This is a genomic window from Nakamurella sp. UYEF19, from assembly GCF_040546275.1.
Taxonomy (GTDB): Bacteria; Actinomycetota; Actinomycetes; order Mycobacteriales; family Nakamurellaceae; genus Nakamurella.
Map to the genome: position 1 here is coordinate 15,345 of NZ_JBEPNO010000013.1, position 17,892 is coordinate 33,236.

Here is a 17,892-nt window from a genome sequence, read left to right on the forward strand (position 1 = left end):
CAAGCTCACGGAGACAACCTCGGGAATCATGCGGACCTTCCTTCACCCTGTTCGACCCTCCGACGTGACAGGCCGTGCGCCCAGCTCGGTACCCAGCGCTGGGGCGGGCAAACCGCGCGCGTGCCGCCGACGTTGCGGTTGGGTCCTGGCAAGGTGCGCAGGATCCTGGCAACGCGTGCGGGCCATGCCGGGATACGGCAGGCCGTGCCAGGACCCCGATACCAGCGGCCCCGCAGATACCGGCGGCCCCGCAGATACCGGCGGCCCCGCAGATACCGGCGGCCCCGCAGATACCGGCGGCCCACCCGGCCCGGTGCTACCTTGGCGTCAGCAGCGTGATCGCAGTGATCAACGTCGTCGGCGAGCCGGGATGTGAGGTGGGATCGTGGAGTTCAAGCGGGATCTGAAGCGCACGTTCCTGTCGTGGCCGGTGGTACGACAGCTGCGCGGCCCCGACCATCTCGGTCGTGGCGCTGCCGTCACATCTGCGCACACCGAGGCCATCACACCTCGCACCTCCACGGCCGACCGGGTGGTCAAGAGCATCTGTCCCTATTGCGCCGTCGGCTGCGGGCAGAAGGTGTTCGTCAAGGACGAACGTGTCGTGCAGATCGAGGGCGATCCGGATTCGCCGATCTCCCGCGGTCGGCTGTGCCCCAAGGGCTCGGCCAGCGAGCAGCTCGTCAACTCACCCGGTCGGCAGCAGAAAGTGTTGTATCGCAAGCCGTTCGGCACCGAGTGGGAGACCATCGACCTGCACACGGCCACCACGATGCTGGCCCAGCGGATGCTGGACACCCGGGCACGCACCTGGCAGGAGACCGACCACCAGGGCCGCCGGTTGAACCGGACGATGGGGATCGCCGGCCTCGGCGGGGCCACCCTGGACAACGAAGAGAACTACATCATCAAGAAGCTGTTCACCGCCATGGGCGCGGTGCAGATCGAAAACCAGGCGCGTATTTGACACAGCGCCACGGTTCCCAGTCTGGGAGCCTCACTTGGCCGCGGTGGTGCCACCGGATTCCAGCAGGACCTGGCGAACGCGGATTGCATCGTCATCCAGGGTTCCAACATGGCCGAGTGCCATCCGGTCGGATTCCAATGGGTGATGGAGGCGAAGGCGCGCGGCGCCAGGATCATCCACGTCGACCCGCGATATACCCGCACCTCGGCGGTGTCGGACCAACACGTCCCGTTGCGGGCCGGTAGCGATATCGCCTTCCTCGGTGGGATCGTGCACTACATCCTGTCCAACGAGGCGTACTTCCGCGATTACGTGGTGGCCTATACCAACGCTGCCACCATTCTCCGGGAGGACTTCCAGGACGTCGACGACCTCGACGGCGTCTTCTCCGGGTACGACCAGGACAGCGCCACCTACGACACCGCGTCCTGGCAGTACGAAGCCGGCAACTCGATCTCCGCCGCCAGCGGCACCGAGAACGACATCCGGAACTCGGCGAGCGCCCCCAACGCCAACCACGAGAACGCCCACCGGGACGAGACTCTGCAGCACCCGAGGTCCGTCTTCCAGGTACTGAAGCGCCACTACTCCCGGTACACACCGGAGATGGTGCACCAGACGTGCGGCGTACCACCGGCCGACTTCGAGAAGGTCTGCCGCGCAGTGGTGGAGAACAGTGGGCGCGAGAAGACAACGGCCTGGGTGTACTCGGTCGGCTGGACCCACCATTCCGTCGGCGCGCAGTACATCCGGGGAGCGGCCATCATCCAGTTGCTGCTGGGCAACATGGGCCGGCCGGGCGGTGGCATCCTCGCGCTCCGCGGACACGCCAGCATCCAGGGCTCGACGGACATCCCGACGCTGTTCAACCTGCTGCCGGGCTACCTGCCGATGCCCAAGGTCGGCGTGCACGAGAACCTTGCCGCGTACCTGAAGACGATCTCCAGCCCGGCGCAGAAGGGTTTCTGGACCAAGGCGGACACCTATACCGTCAGCCTGCTCAAGGCCTACTGGGGTGACGCCGCGACGGCCGAGAACGACTACTGCTTCGACTACCTCCCGAAACTGACCGGCGATCACGGTACCTACCAGACCGTCATGGACATGATGGCGGACAAGATCGAGGGCTATCTGGTGCTCGGCCAGAACCCGGCAGTGGGGTCGGCGCACGGAAAACTGCAGCGGCTGGCCATGTCCCACCTGAAGTACCTGGTGGTACGCGATCTCAACATGATCGAGACGGCGACCTTCTGGAAGGACTCACCGGAGATCGAGACCGGCGAACTCGTCACGGAGGACATCGGGACCGAGGTCTTCTTCTTCCCCGCCGCCTCGCACGTGGAGAAGGACGGGACCTTCACCCAGACCCAGCGTCTGCTGCAGTGGCACCACAAGGCGGTCGAGCCGCCCGGACAGTGCGAGAGCGATCTCGACTTCTTCTTCCGGCTCGGGCAGCTGATGCAGGAGGGCGTCCGGGGGTCCGGCCAGCAGCGCGACCGGCCACTGCAGGACATGACCTGGAACTACGGCGAGGAGGGGTCCGACGCCGCTTCGGCCGACGCCGTGTTGCGAGAGATCAACGGCTCACACCTGTCCGGCGACAAAGCGGGTCAACTGCTGAGCTCCTACACCGAGATGAAGGCGGACGGTTCCACTGCCGGCGGCTGCTGGATCTACACCGGTGTGTACGCCGACGACGTCAACCAGTCGGCCAGGCGCAAGCCCGGCCAGGAGCAAACCTGGGTCGCGCCGGAATGGGGTTGGGCGTGGCCGGCGAACCGACGGGTCCTCTACAACCGCGCCTCGGCCGACCCGGACGGCAAGCCCTGGAGCGAGGCGAAGGCGCTCGTCTGGTGGGATGCCGAGGCGAAGAAGTGGACCGGGCACGACATCCCGGACTTCCCACCGACGACGGCTCCCGATCACCGGCCCGAACCCGGCACCGGCGGACCGGACGGATTGGCCGGCGACGACGCCTTCATCATGCAGGGCGACGGGAAGGCGTGGTTGTTCGCTCCCACCGGCCTGCTGGACGGACCCATGCCGTCGCACTACGAGCCGCACGAATCGCCGGTGACCAATCCCTTCTACCGCCAGCAGGCGAACCCGACGCGACAGGTGTTCCCGCGCAAGGACAACTACTCGAACCCGTCGGGCGCCACACCCGGATCCGAGGTCTACCCGTACGTGTTCAGCACGCATCGACTGACCGAGCACCACACCGCCGGCGGGATGAGTCGCTGGCTGCCGTACCTGGCCGAGTTGCAGCCGTACTTCTTCTGCGAGATCTCGCCGGCGCTGGCTGCCGAACGCGGACTCGAGCACCTGGGTTGGGCGACCATCGTGACGGCCCGGAGCGCCATCGAGGCGCGGGTCATGATCACGGAAAGGGTGGTGCCGCTGACGGTGGACGGTCACACGGTGCACCAGATCGGGCTGCCCTACCACTGGGGCGTCGGAGGCGATGCGCTGGTCAGCGGGGACTCGGCCAACGACCTGTTCGGCGTGACGCTCGATCCCAACGTGCACATCCAGGAGAGCAAGGTGTCCTCCTGCGACATCCAGCCCGGGCGCCGGCCGAGAGGCCCTGCACTGCTCGACTTCGTGCGCGAGTACCGCGAACGGGCCGGCATCACCACAGCGACCGGCAACCAGCAGCGCACCCGGCCCGGGGATCAGCCGAGTCCGTTGTCGGATTCGGACGAACGCCCGCACACACCCGCAGAGAATGGTGAACAGTGACCACCTCACTCCCAGATCCGGCGGTGCGTTCGGGATGGTCGGATCCGCCTGCGCGCAAGGGTTTCTTCACCGACACCTCGATCTGCATCGGGTGCAAGGCGTGCGAGGTCGCCTGCAAGGAATGGAACGGAGTCCCGGAGGACGGACTGAATCTGCTGGGGTCCTCCTACGACAACACCGGCGCACTCGGGGCCAGCACCTGGCGGCACGTGGCTTTCATCGAGCAGCCGGGGCGGAAGGCGAGTGCCGCTCCCGCAGTGGATCTCGGGATGCCGTCGTTCGATCTCCCCGGGCAGCAGGCTGATCCGGGTGACGCGACGGACTTCCGTTGGCTGATGTCCTCGGACGTCTGCAAGCACTGCACCAGCGCGGCGTGCCTCGACGTCTGCCCGACCGGCTCGCTGTTCCGGACGGAGTTCGGCACCGTGGTCGTGCAGGAGGACATCTGCAACGGTTGCGGCTACTGCGTTCCGGCCTGTCCCTATGGCGTCATCGATCGGCGGATCGGCGACAAGACGGTCAAGAACGCCAATGTCGCCCAGAAGTGCACGCTGTGCTATGACCGGATCGGTGACGGCCAGACCCCGGCCTGCGCACAGGCCTGCCCGACCCAGTCCATCCAGTTCGGTGACGTCGACGAATTGCGGGAGCGTGCCGCCACCCGGCTGGCGAGCCTGCATGCGGACGGCGTCACGGAGGCCCGTCTGTATGGCGAGGACCCGGACGACGGCGTCGGCGGCGCCGGCGCGATGTTCCTGCTGCTCGACGAACCGGAGGTCTACGGGCTGCCGCCGGACCCGATCGTCACCACGCGCGACCTGCCCGACATGTGGCGCCGGGCCGCGATGGCCGCGGGTGCACTGCTGGCCGGTGCCGCCATGTCGTTCCTGGGGCGACGCAGATGAGCACCGCGGACAAGGGTTTCAAGGCTCCGGAGGAACTCACCGATGCGAAGGCCGGATCGGGCGCGCGGCGTACCGATCCCCGTCGCGGCGGCGGACGCAGGGGTGGTGGCGGTGGTCGCCGGGGCGGCGGCGGGCGCGGCGGTGAGCGAAAGATGGTGCCCGACGCCACCTTCACGTCCTACTACGGCCGCCCGGTGGTCAAGGCCTCGCCGTGGGAGGCGGACATCCCGGCGTACCTGTTCCTCGGTGGCCTCGCCGCTGGATCCTCGTTGCTGGCGGCCGGCGCGGACCTGACCGGACGGTCCACCTTGCGCCGCACCGGCCGGATCGGGGCTTTGCTCGGCATCGGTCTCAGCTTCGCCGCGCTGGTACACGATCTCGGCCGCCCGTCTCGTTTCGTCAACATGCTCCGAGTCGTCAAACCCACCTCGCCGATGTCGGTCGGCACCTGGATCCTGACCGGCTACGGGCCGCTGGCGATGCTGGCCGGGGCCGCCGAACTCGCGCCGCTCGTCCGGATCCTGCCGCGTCCGGTTGTCGGCGTCGTGTCTTTCCTGGCCCGGCCGGCTGGTCTGGCCGCCGCCCTGATGGCGCCGCCCGTCGCTGCCTACACGGCGGTCCTGCTGGCGGACACCGCCACTCCCAGCTGGCACGAGGCCTACCGTGAGATGCCCTTTGTCTTCGTCGGTTCCGCGTCCGCAGCCGCCGGTGGGCTCGGTCTGCTCGGCGCCTCCGGACGTGACTCGGGCCCGGCCCGGAAGCTGGCCGTCGGTGGCGCTCTGCTCGAACTGGCCGCCGGCCGGGTGATGGAGAAGTCCATGGGCCTCACCGCCGAGCCGCTGCACCAGGGTCGGCCGGGAAGGCTGATGCGGGCCAGTCACCTGCTGACTGCGATCGGTGCCGTCGCCGCTGCCCTCGGCGGCCGCAGCCGCATCGTCTCTGCGGTGGGTGGTGTCGCGCTGCTCGCCGGCTCCGCCTTCACCCGCTTCGGCATCTTCCACGCCGGACAGGAGTCGGCCCGGGATCCGAAGTACACCGTCGTCCCACAGCGCGAGCGTCTCGACGCCCGCAAGGCGGCTGCGCGGTAGAGGCAGCACGCACTCACCGAACTTGCCGCCCTCCTCCACGAGATCGTGCGGGCCGCCGCTACCAACTACGCGGTGAAAGCCGCGGCCCATGCCCTCAACGCCGACATCGGCGACATCGGCGACTCAGCGTCATGCCGAAGCCCTGGTCAGCACACGACGCGCCTGGCGCAGCACCGGCTCGTCGACCATCTGCCCGCGGTGGGCGAACACACCGTTGCCCGCCCCATCTGCTGCAGCCAGCACGTCGGTCGCCCACGCCACGGACTCCGCCGACGGGTGGTAGGCGGCCCTAACGATCGGCACCTGCCGGGGGTGGATGCAGACCGTTCCGGCGAAACCGGACGCCGCGGCATCTTCTGCCTCTTCCTCTAGACCGGCGTCGTCGGAGATGTTCAGGTGCACCGCGTCGTACGCGACCTTGCCGGCGCCGGCCGCCGCGATCAGCACGTGGGACCTGGCGTAGCGGGCGAAGTCTCGATAGCTGCCGTCGGGTTTCCGGCTCGAGCTTCCGCCGAGAGCGGCCACCAGGTCCTCGGCACCCCACATCAACGCGACGACGCTGGGATGCCCGGCGAGCGCACCGGCATTGCTGACGCCCAGCGGGCTTTCGCAGAGTGCGATGACCTGCAGGTCGACCAGTCGATCGAGATCTGTTGCAGTCTCGGCCTTCGCGAGCATGACTTTCGTGTACGACGTGCGGGCAAGTGCCACCAGATCGCGGTCGAACTCCGCGCTCGCAGCGGGATTGAGCCGGACGACTGTTCGCGCCGGATCGAGATCCGAGCCGATGAGCGCCTCCCTCGCCGACGCCTTGGCCCCCGGTGCTACGGCATCCTCGAGATCCAGGATGACCCCGTCGGCTGCTGCCGCTGCCTTGTGGTAGCGGTCGGGACGGTCCGCCGGGCAGAACAGCAGAGCCGGCCCCAGGGCGGTGAATCCCGAGGTGGTGCACCCCGCGGTGTGGTCGGACATGGGGCTCACCCTTCGGGTCGGCAGCGCATCAGGGTCGACCGCACGGCGACGGCCACCACCCGCTCATGTTGGTTCACCGCGGTGTGTTCGAACTCGACGATGCCCTGGCCGGGCCGGCTGGCCGAGATCCGTTTGGACAACACACGAGTCGATGCGTTCATGGTGTCACCGTGCCGCAGGGGGTGCGGGAAGCGGACCTCGGTGAAGCCCAGGTTCGCCACGATCGTGCCCTGCGTCAACTGACCGACGGAGAGCCCGACCAGGGTCGAGAGGGTGAACATGGAGTTCACCAGTCGCTCACCGAACTCGGTCGACGCGGACCACTGGGCGTCCAGGTGCAAGGACTGGGTGTTCATCGTCAAGGTGGTGAACAGCACGTTGTCGGCTTCGGTGACGGTCCTGCCCGGACTGTGCACGTAGACGGCGTCGAGGTCCAATTCCTCGAAGTACAGGCCGCGCTGCACGATCCGTTTCCCGGACATGAGCTCACGCCGCCGGTTCGATGACCGGAGTGCCGGCGGGCTGCACCACAGCGACGACCTCGTCGCGTTGCACCTGGCTACCGACCTCGACATTGACCGAGACGATGCCCGCGGTGGGTGCGCGCAGGACGTGTTCCATCTTCATCGCCTCGATGACGAGGACGGCCTCGCCCTCCTGGACGCTCTGGCCTTCGACCACGGAGACGGCCACCACCGCGCCGGGCATCGGCGAGCGGAGTTCGGGCCGACGGGCGGCGGCATCGACATCGGTTCGCCGACGGGTTGTTTCGACGACGTTCCATTCGGCTCCGCGGAACTTGAGATGGAGGTTGCCGCCCTGCCTGGCAAATCGCATCAGTTGCCTGGTCCCGGCGACGTTCGTGCGCGCAAGCGATCCATCGATCTGCACCGAGGCCGGAATAGGCTCGGCGCCATCCACCGAGACCAGCGTCCGCCCAGGCACACCCCTGATGCTCACCTCTGCGGAGGTTCCACTGGGCTGCACCATCAATCGGTACCGGGAGGCGCAGTGTTCGCCCAGCCGCCAACCATCGCCGGATCCCCAGGGACCGTCCGGCAGTTGATCGGCCTCGAAGTGGTGCACGACAAGTGCGGCAGAAAGGAAGATCTCATCGTCGGGCGAGCGAAATTCGAGGTGCTCGAGTCGGCGGCCGATCAACTCCGTTTCGAGCCTGCCTGCGACCACGTCGGGGTCCTCCAGAAGCAGACCCAGGAATTCCAGGTTGGTCCGGACACCGAGGACCGCCATCTCGCGCAGGGCGGTTCGCAAGCGCTGCAATGCCTCCGGCCGGGTGGGTGCCCAGGCGATCACCTTGGCCAGCATCGGGTCGTAGTCCGAGGACACGGTCATTCCGTCGATCAGCGAGCTGTCCACCCGGATGCCCTCGCCTGACGGTTCCACCAGCGCCGCCACCCGCCCGCCGGTGGGCAGGAAGGAGTTGGCCGGGTCCTCGGCGTAGACCCGGGCCTCCACCGCATGACCCGTCAGCACCACGTCGGCCTGCCCGAAAGCCAGGAGCTCGCCCGCCGCAATGCGCAATTGCCATTCGACCAGGTCGACACCGGTGACCATTTCGGTGACCGGGTGCTCGACCTGCAAACGCGTGTTCATCTCCATGAAGAAGAATTCATCCGGCGCGTCGGCCGAGACGATGAACTCCACCGTTCCGGCCCCCCGGTAGTCGACGCTGCGCGCCGTCTCGCACGCCGCTCGACCGATGCGGTCCCGGGTCGCTTCGTCCAACAACACCGACGGTGCCTCCTCGATGACCTTCTGGTGCCGTCGCTGCAGCGAGCATTCCCGCTCACCCAGATGCACCGTGGTGCCGTTGTTGTCGGCCAGCACCTGCACCTCGATGTGACGGGGGTTGCGCACGAAGCGTTCGACGAAGAGCGTGTCGTCGCCGAAGGACGAGGCAGCTTCGCGACGGGCCGCAGCCAAGGCGTCCTGCACCTCGGAGGCTTCGTTGACCAGGTGCATGCCCTTGCCGCCGCCGCCGGCGGACGGTTTGATCAAGGCCGGGTAGCCGATCTCGGTGATGGCCGCGGCGATCTGCTCGTTGCTCAGACCGGGCTCGGCCAGACCTGGAACGACTGGCACCCCCCTGGCGCTGACCTCGGCCTTGGCGCGGATCTTGTCCCCCATGATCTTCAGCGCCCCGACCCCGGGACCGATGAAGACGATGCCGGCGTCCCGGCACCGGGCGGCGAAACCTGCGTTCTCGGCGAGGAATCCGTAACCGGGATGGATCGCCTGCACCTGATGATCCAGGGCGACCTTGATGATCTTCTCGCCGTCCAGGTAGCTGTCGGCAGCTGCGGCCTTGCCGATGTTGACGGCGATATCGGCCAGTTGCACGTGTCGGGCTCCGGCGTCCGGGTCGGAATAGACCGCGACCGAGGTGATGCCAAGGCGGCGGAGCGTACCGATGATGCGGCAGGCGATTTCGCCGCGGTTGGCGATGAGGACCGTGCTGAACATGGCGGCCTCGGACCTGGGAACTGCGGTATCGGACATCGCCGTCACATCCTGAAGACACCGTAGGCGACGTCTTCCATCGGGGCCCGGGAGCACACCTCGAGCGCGAGGCCCAGGACGGTGCGGGTGTCGGCGGGGTCGATGATCCCGTCGTCCCAGATGCGGGCGGTCGAATAATAGGGGTTGCCCTGGTCTTCGTACTGCGCGCGGATGGGTGCCCTGAATTCGTCCTCCGCCTCGGTGGACCATTCCTGACCGTTGCCCTGGATCTGGTCACGACGGATGGTCGAGAGGACCGATGCGGCCTGCGGCCCGCCCATCACCGAGATCCGGCTGGCCGGCCACATCCACAGGAACCGCGGTGAATAGCTGCGACCGCTCATCGAGTAGTTGCCGGCGCCGAAGGAACCTCCGATGACCACGGTCAGTTTCGGAACCCGCGCGCAGGCCACAGCCGTGACCATCTTGGCGCCGTTCTTGGCGATGCCACCCTCTTCGTATTCACGACCGACCATGAAACCGGTGATGTTCTGCAGGAACAGCAGAGGAATCTTCCGCTTGTCGCAGAGTTCGATGAAATGGGCGCCCTTGAGAGCCGACTCGGAGAACAGCACACCGTTGTTGGCGATGATGCCAACGGGGTGGCCATGGATGTGGGCGAAACCGGTCACCAGAGTGGCGCCGTACTCGGACTTGAACTCGTGGAACCTGCTGCCGTCGATGATGCGCATGATCACCTCGCGCGCGTCGTAGGGCACCTGCAGTTCGGTGGGAACCACCCCGTACAGCTGCCCCGGGTCCACCGAAGGCGGCTCGGGAGCCGCTACCTCCCAGGCCCTGTCCCTCGGTGGTGGCAGCTGGGACACGATGTCCCGGACGATGTCCAAGGCGTGTTCATCATCCTGCGCGAGATGGTCGGCCACCCCGGACAGCTTCGTGTGGGTGACGCCCCCGCCCAGATCTTCGGCAGTGACGACCTCGCCGGTCGCGGCCTTCACCAGCGGTGGTCCGCCCAGGAAGATGGTGCCCTGGTTGCGGACGATGATGGTCTCGTCGCTCATCGCCGGGACGTACGCGCCGCCGGCGGTGCTGGAGCCAAGCACCGCGGCGATCTGGGCGATGCCGCGGGCCGACATCCGGGCCTGGTTGTAGAAGATCCGACCGAAGTGGTCACGGTCGGGGAACACCTCGTCCTGCCGGGGCAGGAAGGCACCGCCGGAATCCACGAGATAGACGCAGGGCAGCTCGTTCTCGGAGGCGATCTCCTGTGCCCGCAGGTGCTTCTTGACCGTCATCGGGTAGTACGTACCGCCTTTGACCGTGGCGTCGTTGCAGACGATCATCACCTGACGACCGGACACGGTGCCGATACCGGCGATGACCCCCGCGGAAGGACTCTCCCCGCCGTACATGCCGTCGGCGGCCAACGGCGCGATCTCCAAAAACGGGCTACCTCGATCGAGCAGACGGTCGATGCGATCCCTCGGTAGCAACTTGCCTCTGGCCACGTGGCGCTCCCGCGACCTGGCCGGACCACCCAGGGCAACCTCGGCCAACCGGGCCCGCAGGTCCTGCGCGAGGTCGTGCTGGGCATCCCAATTCTTCCGGAAATCGGCGCCGCCCGGCCTGGCCTGCGTCTCGAGCGTCTCCATCGACCCACCGATCTCGAGTGAGTGGCCACTAATCGAACGCCACGTTAGTGCTGCGCCCGCTACCTGCGCGAGGCGGGGCATCTGTTCGCGCTCTGCGGGTATCACGCCGTCACCATCGACGAACTCGGTGCCGTGGTGGGTGTGAGCAGAACGGACCCGACCTCGGCGCCATCACCGACCTGATCCCCTTCCACCTCGACTTCGCCCTCGCCGAACGCGACGTCATCCGGATGCAGGAACGCGAACCGGCGAACCTGCCCACGGAGAGCAATCACCGGGTCCGACTCCTGCAACGGCAGTTCATCCAGGGCTGGTCGGCCATCGTGTCACGGCTCGACGGGAGAGCAGACGTGCGAGCAGTTCTCGCCGAAACGGCCGCGCTCGCGCTCCTGGGCGGGTCGGCGGCGGCGAGGGTGCCGTCACGGCTGCGGACAGGCCGGCTACCGAACGGTGATCGTCCGGGGCGATCCAGGGGTGGCCGAGACGAACTCGCCGATGACAGGTGCACCAGGGATCTCACCGGCGACGAGCAGGCCGCCGCTGGTCTGGGCGTCGGCGAGCAGCAGCAGTTCGTCCTCGAAAACCCCCGCGTCGAGGAACGGCCGTACCCAGTCCAGATTGCGCCGGGTGCCGCCACTGACGAAGCCGTCCTGCAGGGCCTGCCGCGCGCCGTCCAGGTACGACACGGCGCCCGCGTCGATCACGGCCTCCACACCGGACGCCCTGGCCATCTTGTGCAGGTGCCCGAGCAGACCGAAACCGGTGACGTCGGTGGCCGCGACGATGCCGGCGGCAACGGCGGCCGCACCGGCGGCGGCGTTGAGCGACACCATGGAGGCAATGGCCTGCGGAAAGTTCTCGCCGGTCGACTTGTGCCGGTTGTTGAGAACCCCGACGCCCAGCGGCTTGCTCAGACTGATGGGGGTGCCGGCGCGGGCGGAATCGTTGCGCAGCAGCAGTTTCGGGTCGACCAGACCCGTGACCGCCATGCCGTAGAGCGGTTCCGGCGAGTCGATGCTGTGCCCGCCACCCACGTGACATCCTGCTTCCGTGGCGATGTCGAGTCCTCCCCTCAACACTTCGCGGAGCAGTTCGACCGGGAGCAGATCACGCGGCCAGCCGACCAGGTTGACCGCGACGATCGGGCGACCGCCCATCGCGTACACGTCCGAGAGTGCATTCGCCGCGGCGATCCGGCCCCAGTCGTAGGCATCGTCGACGACCGGCGTGAAGAAGTCGGCGGTGTGCACGATCGCAGTGTGCTGATCGATCCGCACGACTGCCGCGTCGTCGCCGTCATCGAGGCCGACCAGTAGATCCGGCGACGAGGTGCCGGTCAACCCGCGGACGATCTGCTCCAACTCCCCAGGTGGGATCTTGCAGGCGCAGCCACCGCCGTGGGCGTATCGGGTCAGGCGGATCGGGTCTGCTGCGCCTGGCAGCCTGGCGGCTCGGGAACTCGTCGACGGTGCAGTCATGCCCTGGTTGTACCCCGGTCCGGGCACCCATGCACAGCGCGCCGCTGTTCAGGCCTACGGTGTGAGGCGGAGGCGTAAAGGTGTCTGGTGGCCCTCCCGGTCTTCAAAACCGGTGGAGCCGAGTATCTCGGTTCGGCGGGTTCGATTCCCGTCCGCCTCCGCCATCTTCGCTGTCGGCGATGGTTTGGCCGGGGGCCCGCCGGGCAACTGCTCGATCGGCCGGGTCCGTCCAGGAGGTCGGTCGGGTCCGTCCAGGAGGTCGGCGGATCGACAGCGAGCGGAGGTCACGATGAGCGCAGATCCACGACGCGCGCTGCCGCGGACCGACGTGGTGCTCGACGATCCGCGCCTTCGCGCCTCGACCGGTCGCCTGGGCTCCGACTCGGTGAAGGCGGCTGTCGTCGCGGCCTTGGCCGAAGCCAGGTCCGGCGTGTTGCCGATCGCCGAGATCGCCGACCGGGCCTACGATCTGCTCCCCCACCTGGCCACCGAACTGCAGTCCGTGATCAACGCGACCGGAGTGGTGCTGCACACCAACCTCGGGCGCGCTCCGTTGTCGGCCGCTGCGATCGAGGCGCTGACCGCGGCCACGGGATATGTCGATGTCGAATTCGATCTGGCCGGTGGGGTGCGGGCCGGGCGCGGCCGCAGTGCCCTGGCCGCACTGCGGACGGCGGTTCCGGCCGCCGAGCAGGTGATGGTCGTCAACAACGGCGCTTCAGCCCTGCTGTTGGCGGTCACCACCCTGGCCCCCGGACGCGAGGTGATCGTCAGCCGCGGGGAGATGGTCGAGATCGGCGACAACTTCCGACTACCCGACCTGATGACGTCGACCGGAGCGGTGATCCGGGAGGTCGGGACCACCAACCGGACCAGCCTGGCCGACTACGCGCACGCGATCGGCCCGGAGACCGGGTGCATCGTGAAGATCCATCCGAGCAACTTCCTGGTCACCGGCTTCACGTCCTCGGTTCCCCTCACCGACCTCGCCACCCTGCCGGTCCCGGTGATCGCCGACATCGGCAGCGGACTGCTCGCTCCTGAACCCCTCCTACCCGACGAACCGGACGTGGCGAGCAGTCTGGCCGCCGGGGCCGAGGTGGTGACCTGCAGCGGGGACAAGCTGCTGGGCGGACCCCAGACCGGCCTGATCTTCGGCGACGCGGCTCTGCTCGAGCGAATGCGACGCCATCCGCTGGCGCGGGCGCTGCGCTGCGACAAACTCACCCTGGCCGCCCTCGAGGCCACACTGCGCGGCCCGCGGACGCCCACTTTTCTCGCGCTGCATGCTGACTCACGCCAGCTCCGGGTCCGCTGCGATCTGCTGGCCGACGCGCTCACCGCTCGGGTAGTGCCATCCGCGGGCACCGTCGGCGGCGGCGGAGCCCCCGGCGTCGAACTGCCCGGATGGGCTGTCGCGCTGGACAGTCGGCTGGCTGCGCCGCTTCGCGTCGGAGCAACCCCCGTGGTCGGGCGGGTCACCGGAGGGCAACTACTGCTGGACCTGCGCTGTGTCCCGCCGGCCGACGACATCCGGGTCCGCGACGCCGTGCTCGCCGCGAGGGGATCCCTTCCCAACGGGCGGGTTTCGTGACCTCGTCATGGTGGTGATCGCCAGATGTTCGTGATCGCCACCGCCGGCCACGTCGATCACGGCAAGTCGACCCTCGTGCGGGCATTGACCGGGATGGAGCCTGACCGATGGGCGGAGGAGCGTGCCCGCGGCATGACCATCGATCTGGGGTATGCCTGGACGACGTTGCCGCAGGGGCCGACGGTCGCGTTCGTCGACGTGCCCGGTCACGAGCGCTTCATCGGCAACATGCTCGCCGGTGTCGGACCGGCCCCGGCGGTGATGATGGTGGTCAGCGCCGACGAGGGCTGGCGCGCACAGAGCACCGAGCACCTCGCTGCCGTCGACGCACTCGGCATCGAGTACGGGATCCTGGTCGTCACCCGGTCAGATCTCGCCGATCCACGGGCCGCGACAGCGCAGGCACTGCAGCACATCCGGAGCAGCAGCCTGGGAGAAGTTCCAGCGGTTCCGGTATCAGCCGTCAGCGGCCTCGGAATCGATGCGCTGCGTGAGGCTCTCACCGGACTGGTCGATCGGCTTCCGCGGCCGGCGGTCGACGGGCGCGTGCGGCTGTGGGTGGATCGCGCGTTCACCATCAGGGGCAGCGGAACGGTGGTCACCGGGACGTTGGGGGCCGGGATGCTCTCGGTGGGCGACGTCCTGCTGCTGCACGATCAAGAGGTGCGGATCCGCAGTCTGCAGAGCCTCGGGGAGCCCCAGGAGACCGTGCAGGCCGTTTCCAGGGTGGCCGTCAATCTCAGGGGCGTGACGCCACAGGAGATCCGGCGCGGTGATGCCCTCACGACCCCCGGAGCCTGGGCCACCACCCGTCTCATCGAGGCCCGGATGATGGCCGACGTGACGACGCTGCCGACCGAAGCCGTGCTGCATCTGGGGGCCGGAGCCTTCCCGGTCCACATCCGTCCGCTGGGCTCGCAGGTCGTCCGCCTGACGCTCTCGACAGCGCTGCCGCTGCAGCCCGGTGACCGCGGCATCCTCCGCAACCCCGGACTCGGCCGACTCGAAGGGGGGCTCGAGATTCTCGACGTGGCACCACCTTCGCTGGATCGCCGCGGCGCCGCGGTCCGCCGGGGAGCCGAGTTGGCGGCGGCCGGTGAGCTTCCGACCCTCGTCCAGCAGGTGCAGCGGCGGGGTGCGGTGCGCGTCGACGAACTGCAACGTCTCGGCGTGGTCCTGCACGACACCACCGCAGTCCTGCGCATCGGCGAGTGGTTCGTCTCGCCGTCGCGCTGGGCAACCTGGGTCGAATCCCTGCGGACAGCGGTGGACCGGACACACCGGACCCACCCGCTGCAGCCCGGCCTCACCCTCAAGGCAGCCCGCCGGGCTGCCGAGCTCCCGGATGGTCTGCCGATCGCCGGTCTCGCTGCGGCCGCTGATCTGGAGGTGGCCGGGCCGTTCGTCCGGCGTCCCGGTGCCGCTTCGTCGCTCGGAGCGGTCGAGCCCGGGATCGTTGCGATCGAACGAATGCTGGCAGATCGACCGTTTTCGGCACCCGACCGGACAGATCTGGATCGTCTGGGGCTGGGCGCCGCGCAGTTGGCCGCAGCTCAACGGATCGGTCGGATCCTGCGACTGGACGGTGATGTCGTGCTGCTGCCGGATGCACCTGCCATGGCGCTGCGCCTGTTCGCGAAGATGGAGCAGCCCTTCACCACCCAGGACGCGAAGGCCACCTTGAACACGAGTCGGCGGGTGGCGATCCCGTTGCTGGAGCATCTGGATCGGCTCGGCTGGACCACGCAACTCGAGCCGGGGGTTCGTCGAGTGGTCAGGCCGTCGCCAGGGGGGTGAGTCGGGCCGTTCAGGCGGGGCCCAGCGTCCGGATCGTTCCGGTGAGCACCACACCCTCCGCGACCGCCGACAGTTTGGTATTGGTGTTCTGCGAGGTGACCCGGAGCAGGTCGAAGGCCTGGCTCTCGGTGAGGTTGTTGCGCCCCATCAGGATCCCGATCGCCATCCCGATGCGCCGGTTGGAGCCCAGGGCGGCAGCCAGATTGCGTGCCTTCTCGGCGAGGTCGGCGTTCTCCAGAGCCAACGAGGCGTACGCGGCGAACACCGCTCCCAGCGCCACCAGGCCGGCGTCGAAGTGGCGGGGTTGGTGGGAGTAGACCGCCAGGACACCGAGATCCCGCTGGGCCAGGCCGAGCGGATAGACGACCGCCGAGCGCACGGGGGACTCGGCCACCAGGCGACTCACGTACCCAGGCCACCGGGTCTCGGTGGAGAAGTCGTCGGCGAGGGTGACCCGGCGGTCCTGCATGGTCTGCCAGGCGGGGCCGTCCGGTTTCCGGCCGACGATGTCGGCCATCAGCACCATGAAATCGGGATCCGTGGAGGAATCCAGTTCCATCGTCGAATCCGCCTTCAGGTGCCAGATCGCCGTGCCCGCCGACCCGAGGGCGTCACGGGCGAGGGCGGCCACCAGCAGGCGAGCCCCGGCGATGCTCTCGGCGGCGTCCATGGCGACCGCCACCTGGGCAAAGGCCTTCACCACGTCCAACTCGCCAGACGCCGTCATCGTCGGTCCGATCTGCTCTGTTCAGCACGAGGGATTACCCGGGCCAGCAATGTAGCCCGCGACGGTGGCGCTGGAACAGTTCTTCCGTCGACCGCCTCGCCATTCTGCCTGGTTTCCCGGTCCCCCCGGACCGGGAAGGCGAGGCGTCAGCTGTGGACGCTGCGGTTCCGGCCGACCCTGGTCCAGATCAGCAGCACGATGACCGCACCGATGAACGACCCGATGATCCCGGCGGGCTGGAAGAAGCCACCCTGCGCGTCCTTGTGGAAGATCAGGTAGCCGAGGAACCCTCCGACGAACGACCCGACGATGCCGAGAACGATCGTCATCAGGATCGAGATGTTCTGGCGGCCGGGAACGACCAGACGAGCCAGTGCGCCTGCGATCAATCCGATGACGATGATGCTGACGATGAGTCCGAGCATGACTTCCTCCTGTGTTGGAATGTTTCTCAGGTACTCGCCGGAAATGGGAGACCCGTTTTCGGCATTGGCCGATGATTCGAGAAAACCACCCCTAGGGCGGGTGCGGTACACCCCTAGGGAGGTTATTGTCGGGAAGATGAGCCCCTCGTCCCCTCGACCACCGATCACCATTGCCCTGGTCGACGACTACGACGTGGTCCTCATCGGGGTTGCCCACATGTTCGACCTGTACCGCGATCGCATCCTGGTGGCCGAGATCGACGCCACCACCTCGCTGCACGACTCGGTGGACATCGTGCTGTACGACTCGTTCGCCCAGCCCGAGTCCGATCACGAGGAGATCGGCGTGCTGGTGAACAATCCCGGAGCTCGGAAGGTGGTCGTCTACACCTGGAACTTCCACCCCGACCTGATCGCGAGCGCCACCGGGCAGGGCGCCCATGGGTACCTGTCGAAGTCGCTCCCCGCTCGCGATCTGGTGGCCGCGCTGGAAGCCGTTCACGACGGAGAGATCGTGGTCAGCGACCCGCCTCCGCGTGCACCGAGTACCAGTGGGCTGAACTGGCCCGGCCGCGGTGAAGGGCTGACCGATCGCGAGTCGGAGATCCTCGCCCTGATCACCCAGGGCATGAGCAACGTCGACGTCGCCCGGCTGACCTATCTCAGCCCCAACACGGTCAAGTCCTACATCCGCAACATCTACCGCAAGATCGCAGTGGCCAGCCGCACCCAGGCGGTCCTGTGGGGCGTGGCCCACGGCTTCAGCCCCGACCACCACCGCATCGACCACTGGCGGGGCGGTCCGTGACGCAGACGAACAGCCGCCGCATTCCTCGTCTGCCGCAGTCCGACGATGGGGCGGCGGTTTCCAGACGGTCCCCGGGTGGCATCATGGGACGATGCTCGCAATCATCGGAATTCTGCTGGTCGTCTGGATCGTCGTCGCGGTACTGGGATTCGTGATCAAGGGCCTGGTCTGGTTGGCGATCATCGGTTTGATCCTGTTCCTCGCCACTGCGGCCTTCGGATGGGTGAAGCGAAAGGCCTCCTCCACCCGCTGACCG

The 17,892-nt window shown here is 67.8% G+C and carries 15 protein-coding genes and 1 tRNA gene; 8 read left to right on the forward strand and 8 right to left on the reverse strand.

All coding sequences use genetic code 11. From position 1 onward, the window contains the following. The first annotated feature begins 403 nt into the window (after positions 1-403). Genes fdh through nrfD form a run of 3 tightly spaced genes read left to right on the forward strand, consistent with a single transcriptional unit; the run spans position 404 to position 5,702 of the window. Entirely contained in the window at positions 404-3,709 is a 3,306-nt protein-coding gene (gene fdh, locus ABIB25_RS17405) for a formate dehydrogenase (RefSeq protein ID WP_354529866.1), read from the forward strand. Next, a complete protein-coding gene (locus tag ABIB25_RS17410; protein WP_354529745.1) occupies positions 3,706-4,614 on the forward strand; it encodes a 4Fe-4S dicluster domain-containing protein in 909 nt (302 codons plus the stop codon). The genes fdh and ABIB25_RS17410 overlap by 4 nt, the downstream gene beginning before the upstream one ends. Then, on the forward strand, positions 4,611-5,702 hold the full coding sequence (gene nrfD, locus ABIB25_RS17415; protein ID WP_502919838.1) for an NrfD/PsrC family molybdoenzyme membrane anchor subunit: 1,092 nt from the start codon (positions 4,611-4,613) through the stop codon (positions 5,700-5,702). The genes ABIB25_RS17410 and nrfD overlap by 4 nt, the downstream gene beginning before the upstream one ends. 129 nt (positions 5,703-5,831) lie before the next feature. Here the strand turns inward: nrfD and ABIB25_RS17420 are convergent, their stop codons facing one another. The 6 genes from ABIB25_RS17420 to selD all read right to left on the reverse strand — a co-directional run bounded on the left by ABIB25_RS17420 (position 5,832) and on the right by selD (position 12,285). Continuing rightward, positions 5,832-6,674: an HpcH/HpaI aldolase/citrate lyase family protein gene (locus ABIB25_RS17420; RefSeq protein WP_354529746.1), complete on the reverse strand. Its 843-nt coding sequence runs from the start codon at positions 6,672-6,674 to the stop codon at positions 5,832-5,834. Between the two features lie 5 nt (positions 6,675-6,679). Continuing rightward, positions 6,680-7,156, reverse strand: a complete 477-nt coding sequence (locus tag ABIB25_RS17425; RefSeq protein WP_354529747.1) for a MaoC family dehydratase — start codon at positions 7,154-7,156, stop codon at positions 6,680-6,682. A gap of 4 nt (positions 7,157-7,160) precedes the next feature. Beyond that, positions 7,161-9,194 carry an acetyl/propionyl/methylcrotonyl-CoA carboxylase subunit alpha gene (locus ABIB25_RS17430; protein ID WP_354529748.1) on the reverse strand — a complete coding sequence of 678 codons (2,034 nt, stop codon included), beginning with the start codon at positions 9,192-9,194 and terminating at the stop codon, positions 7,161-7,163. Positions 9,195-9,199: 5 nt separating this feature from the next. Next, positions 9,200-10,807 carry a carboxyl transferase domain-containing protein gene (locus tag ABIB25_RS17435; protein WP_354529749.1) on the reverse strand — a complete coding sequence of 536 codons (1,608 nt, stop codon included), beginning with the start codon at positions 10,805-10,807 and terminating at the stop codon, positions 9,200-9,202. Between the two features lie 101 nt (positions 10,808-10,908). After that, positions 10,909-11,082, reverse strand: a complete 174-nt coding sequence (locus ABIB25_RS17440; RefSeq protein ID WP_354529750.1) for a hypothetical protein — start codon at positions 11,080-11,082, stop codon at positions 10,909-10,911. Between the two features lie 165 nt (positions 11,083-11,247). Beyond that, positions 11,248-12,285, reverse strand: a complete 1,038-nt coding sequence (gene selD / locus ABIB25_RS17445; RefSeq protein ID WP_354529751.1) for a selenide, water dikinase SelD — start codon at positions 12,283-12,285, stop codon at positions 11,248-11,250. Between the two features lie 68 nt (positions 12,286-12,353). On the opposite strand from selD, the gene ABIB25_RS17450 reads away from it, so the two are divergent. The 3 genes from ABIB25_RS17450 (at position 12,354) to selB (ending at position 15,676) form a co-directional block, all read left to right on the forward strand. Beyond that, positions 12,354-12,449: transfer RNA gene (locus ABIB25_RS17450), tRNA-Sec, on the forward strand. Between the two features lie 125 nt (positions 12,450-12,574). Continuing rightward, the gene (gene selA, locus ABIB25_RS17455; RefSeq protein ID WP_354529752.1) at positions 12,575-13,879 is read left to right on the forward strand and encodes an L-seryl-tRNA(Sec) selenium transferase; all 1,305 of its coding nucleotides are present in this window, start codon (positions 12,575-12,577) and stop codon (positions 13,877-13,879) included. 24 nt (positions 13,880-13,903) lie between these two features. Further along, positions 13,904-15,676 carry a selenocysteine-specific translation elongation factor gene (gene selB / locus ABIB25_RS17460; protein ID WP_354529753.1) on the forward strand — a complete coding sequence of 591 codons (1,773 nt, stop codon included), beginning with the start codon at positions 13,904-13,906 and terminating at the stop codon, positions 15,674-15,676. 10 nt (positions 15,677-15,686) lie between these two features. On the opposite strand, the gene ABIB25_RS17465 is transcribed toward selB, so the two are convergent. Next, the gene (locus tag ABIB25_RS17465) at positions 15,687-16,403 is read right to left on the reverse strand and encodes a GAF and ANTAR domain-containing protein (RefSeq protein WP_354529754.1); all 717 of its coding nucleotides are present in this window, start codon (positions 16,401-16,403) and stop codon (positions 15,687-15,689) included. A gap of 146 nt (positions 16,404-16,549) precedes the next feature. Further along, positions 16,550-16,828, reverse strand: coding sequence for a GlsB/YeaQ/YmgE family stress response membrane protein (locus ABIB25_RS17470; RefSeq protein ID WP_354529755.1), 279 nt, complete (start codon positions 16,826-16,828; stop codon positions 16,550-16,552). Positions 16,829-16,964: 136 nt separating this feature from the next. Here ABIB25_RS17470 and ABIB25_RS17475 point away from each other — a divergent pair, with 136 nt between their 5' ends. Both ABIB25_RS17475 and ABIB25_RS17480 read left to right on the forward strand, forming a co-directional pair. Continuing rightward, positions 16,965-17,636, forward strand: coding sequence for a LuxR C-terminal-related transcriptional regulator (locus ABIB25_RS17475; RefSeq protein ID WP_354529756.1), 672 nt, complete (start codon positions 16,965-16,967; stop codon positions 17,634-17,636). Between the two features lie 91 nt (positions 17,637-17,727). After that, positions 17,728-17,889 carry a hypothetical protein gene (locus tag ABIB25_RS17480; protein WP_354529757.1) on the forward strand — a complete coding sequence of 54 codons (162 nt, stop codon included), beginning with the start codon at positions 17,728-17,730 and terminating at the stop codon, positions 17,887-17,889. Positions 17,890-17,892: the final 3 nt, after the last annotated feature.

Coding starts and splice junctions, on each gene's coding strand:
- nrfD (WP_502919838.1), top strand. CDS start 4,611: ATGAGCACCGCGGACAAGGGTTTCAAGGCTCCGGAGGAACTCACCGAT.
- ABIB25_RS17420 (WP_354529746.1), bottom strand. CDS start 6,674: ATGTCCGACCACACCGCGGGGTGCACCACCTCGGGATTCACCGCCCTG.
- ABIB25_RS17425 (WP_354529747.1), bottom strand. CDS start 7,156: ATGTCCGGGAAACGGATCGTGCAGCGCGGCCTGTACTTCGAGGAATTG.
- ABIB25_RS17430 (WP_354529748.1), bottom strand. CDS start 9,194: ATGTCCGATACCGCAGTTCCCAGGTCCGAGGCCGCCATGTTCAGCACG.
- ABIB25_RS17435 (WP_354529749.1), bottom strand. CDS start 10,807: ATGGAGACGCTCGAGACGCAGGCCAGGCCGGGCGGCGCCGATTTCCGG.
- selD (WP_354529751.1), bottom strand. CDS start 12,285: ATGACTGCACCGTCGACGAGTTCCCGAGCCGCCAGGCTGCCAGGCGCA.
- selA (WP_354529752.1), top strand. CDS start 12,575: ATGAGCGCAGATCCACGACGCGCGCTGCCGCGGACCGACGTGGTGCTC.
- selB (WP_354529753.1), top strand. CDS start 13,904: ATGTTCGTGATCGCCACCGCCGGCCACGTCGATCACGGCAAGTCGACC.
- ABIB25_RS17465 (WP_354529754.1), bottom strand. CDS start 16,403: ATGACGGCGTCTGGCGAGTTGGACGTGGTGAAGGCCTTTGCCCAGGTG.
- ABIB25_RS17470 (WP_354529755.1), bottom strand. CDS start 16,828: ATGCTCGGACTCATCGTCAGCATCATCGTCATCGGATTGATCGCAGGC.
- ABIB25_RS17475 (WP_354529756.1), top strand. CDS start 16,965: ATGAGCCCCTCGTCCCCTCGACCACCGATCACCATTGCCCTGGTCGAC.
- ABIB25_RS17480 (WP_354529757.1), top strand. CDS start 17,728: ATGCTCGCAATCATCGGAATTCTGCTGGTCGTCTGGATCGTCGTCGCG.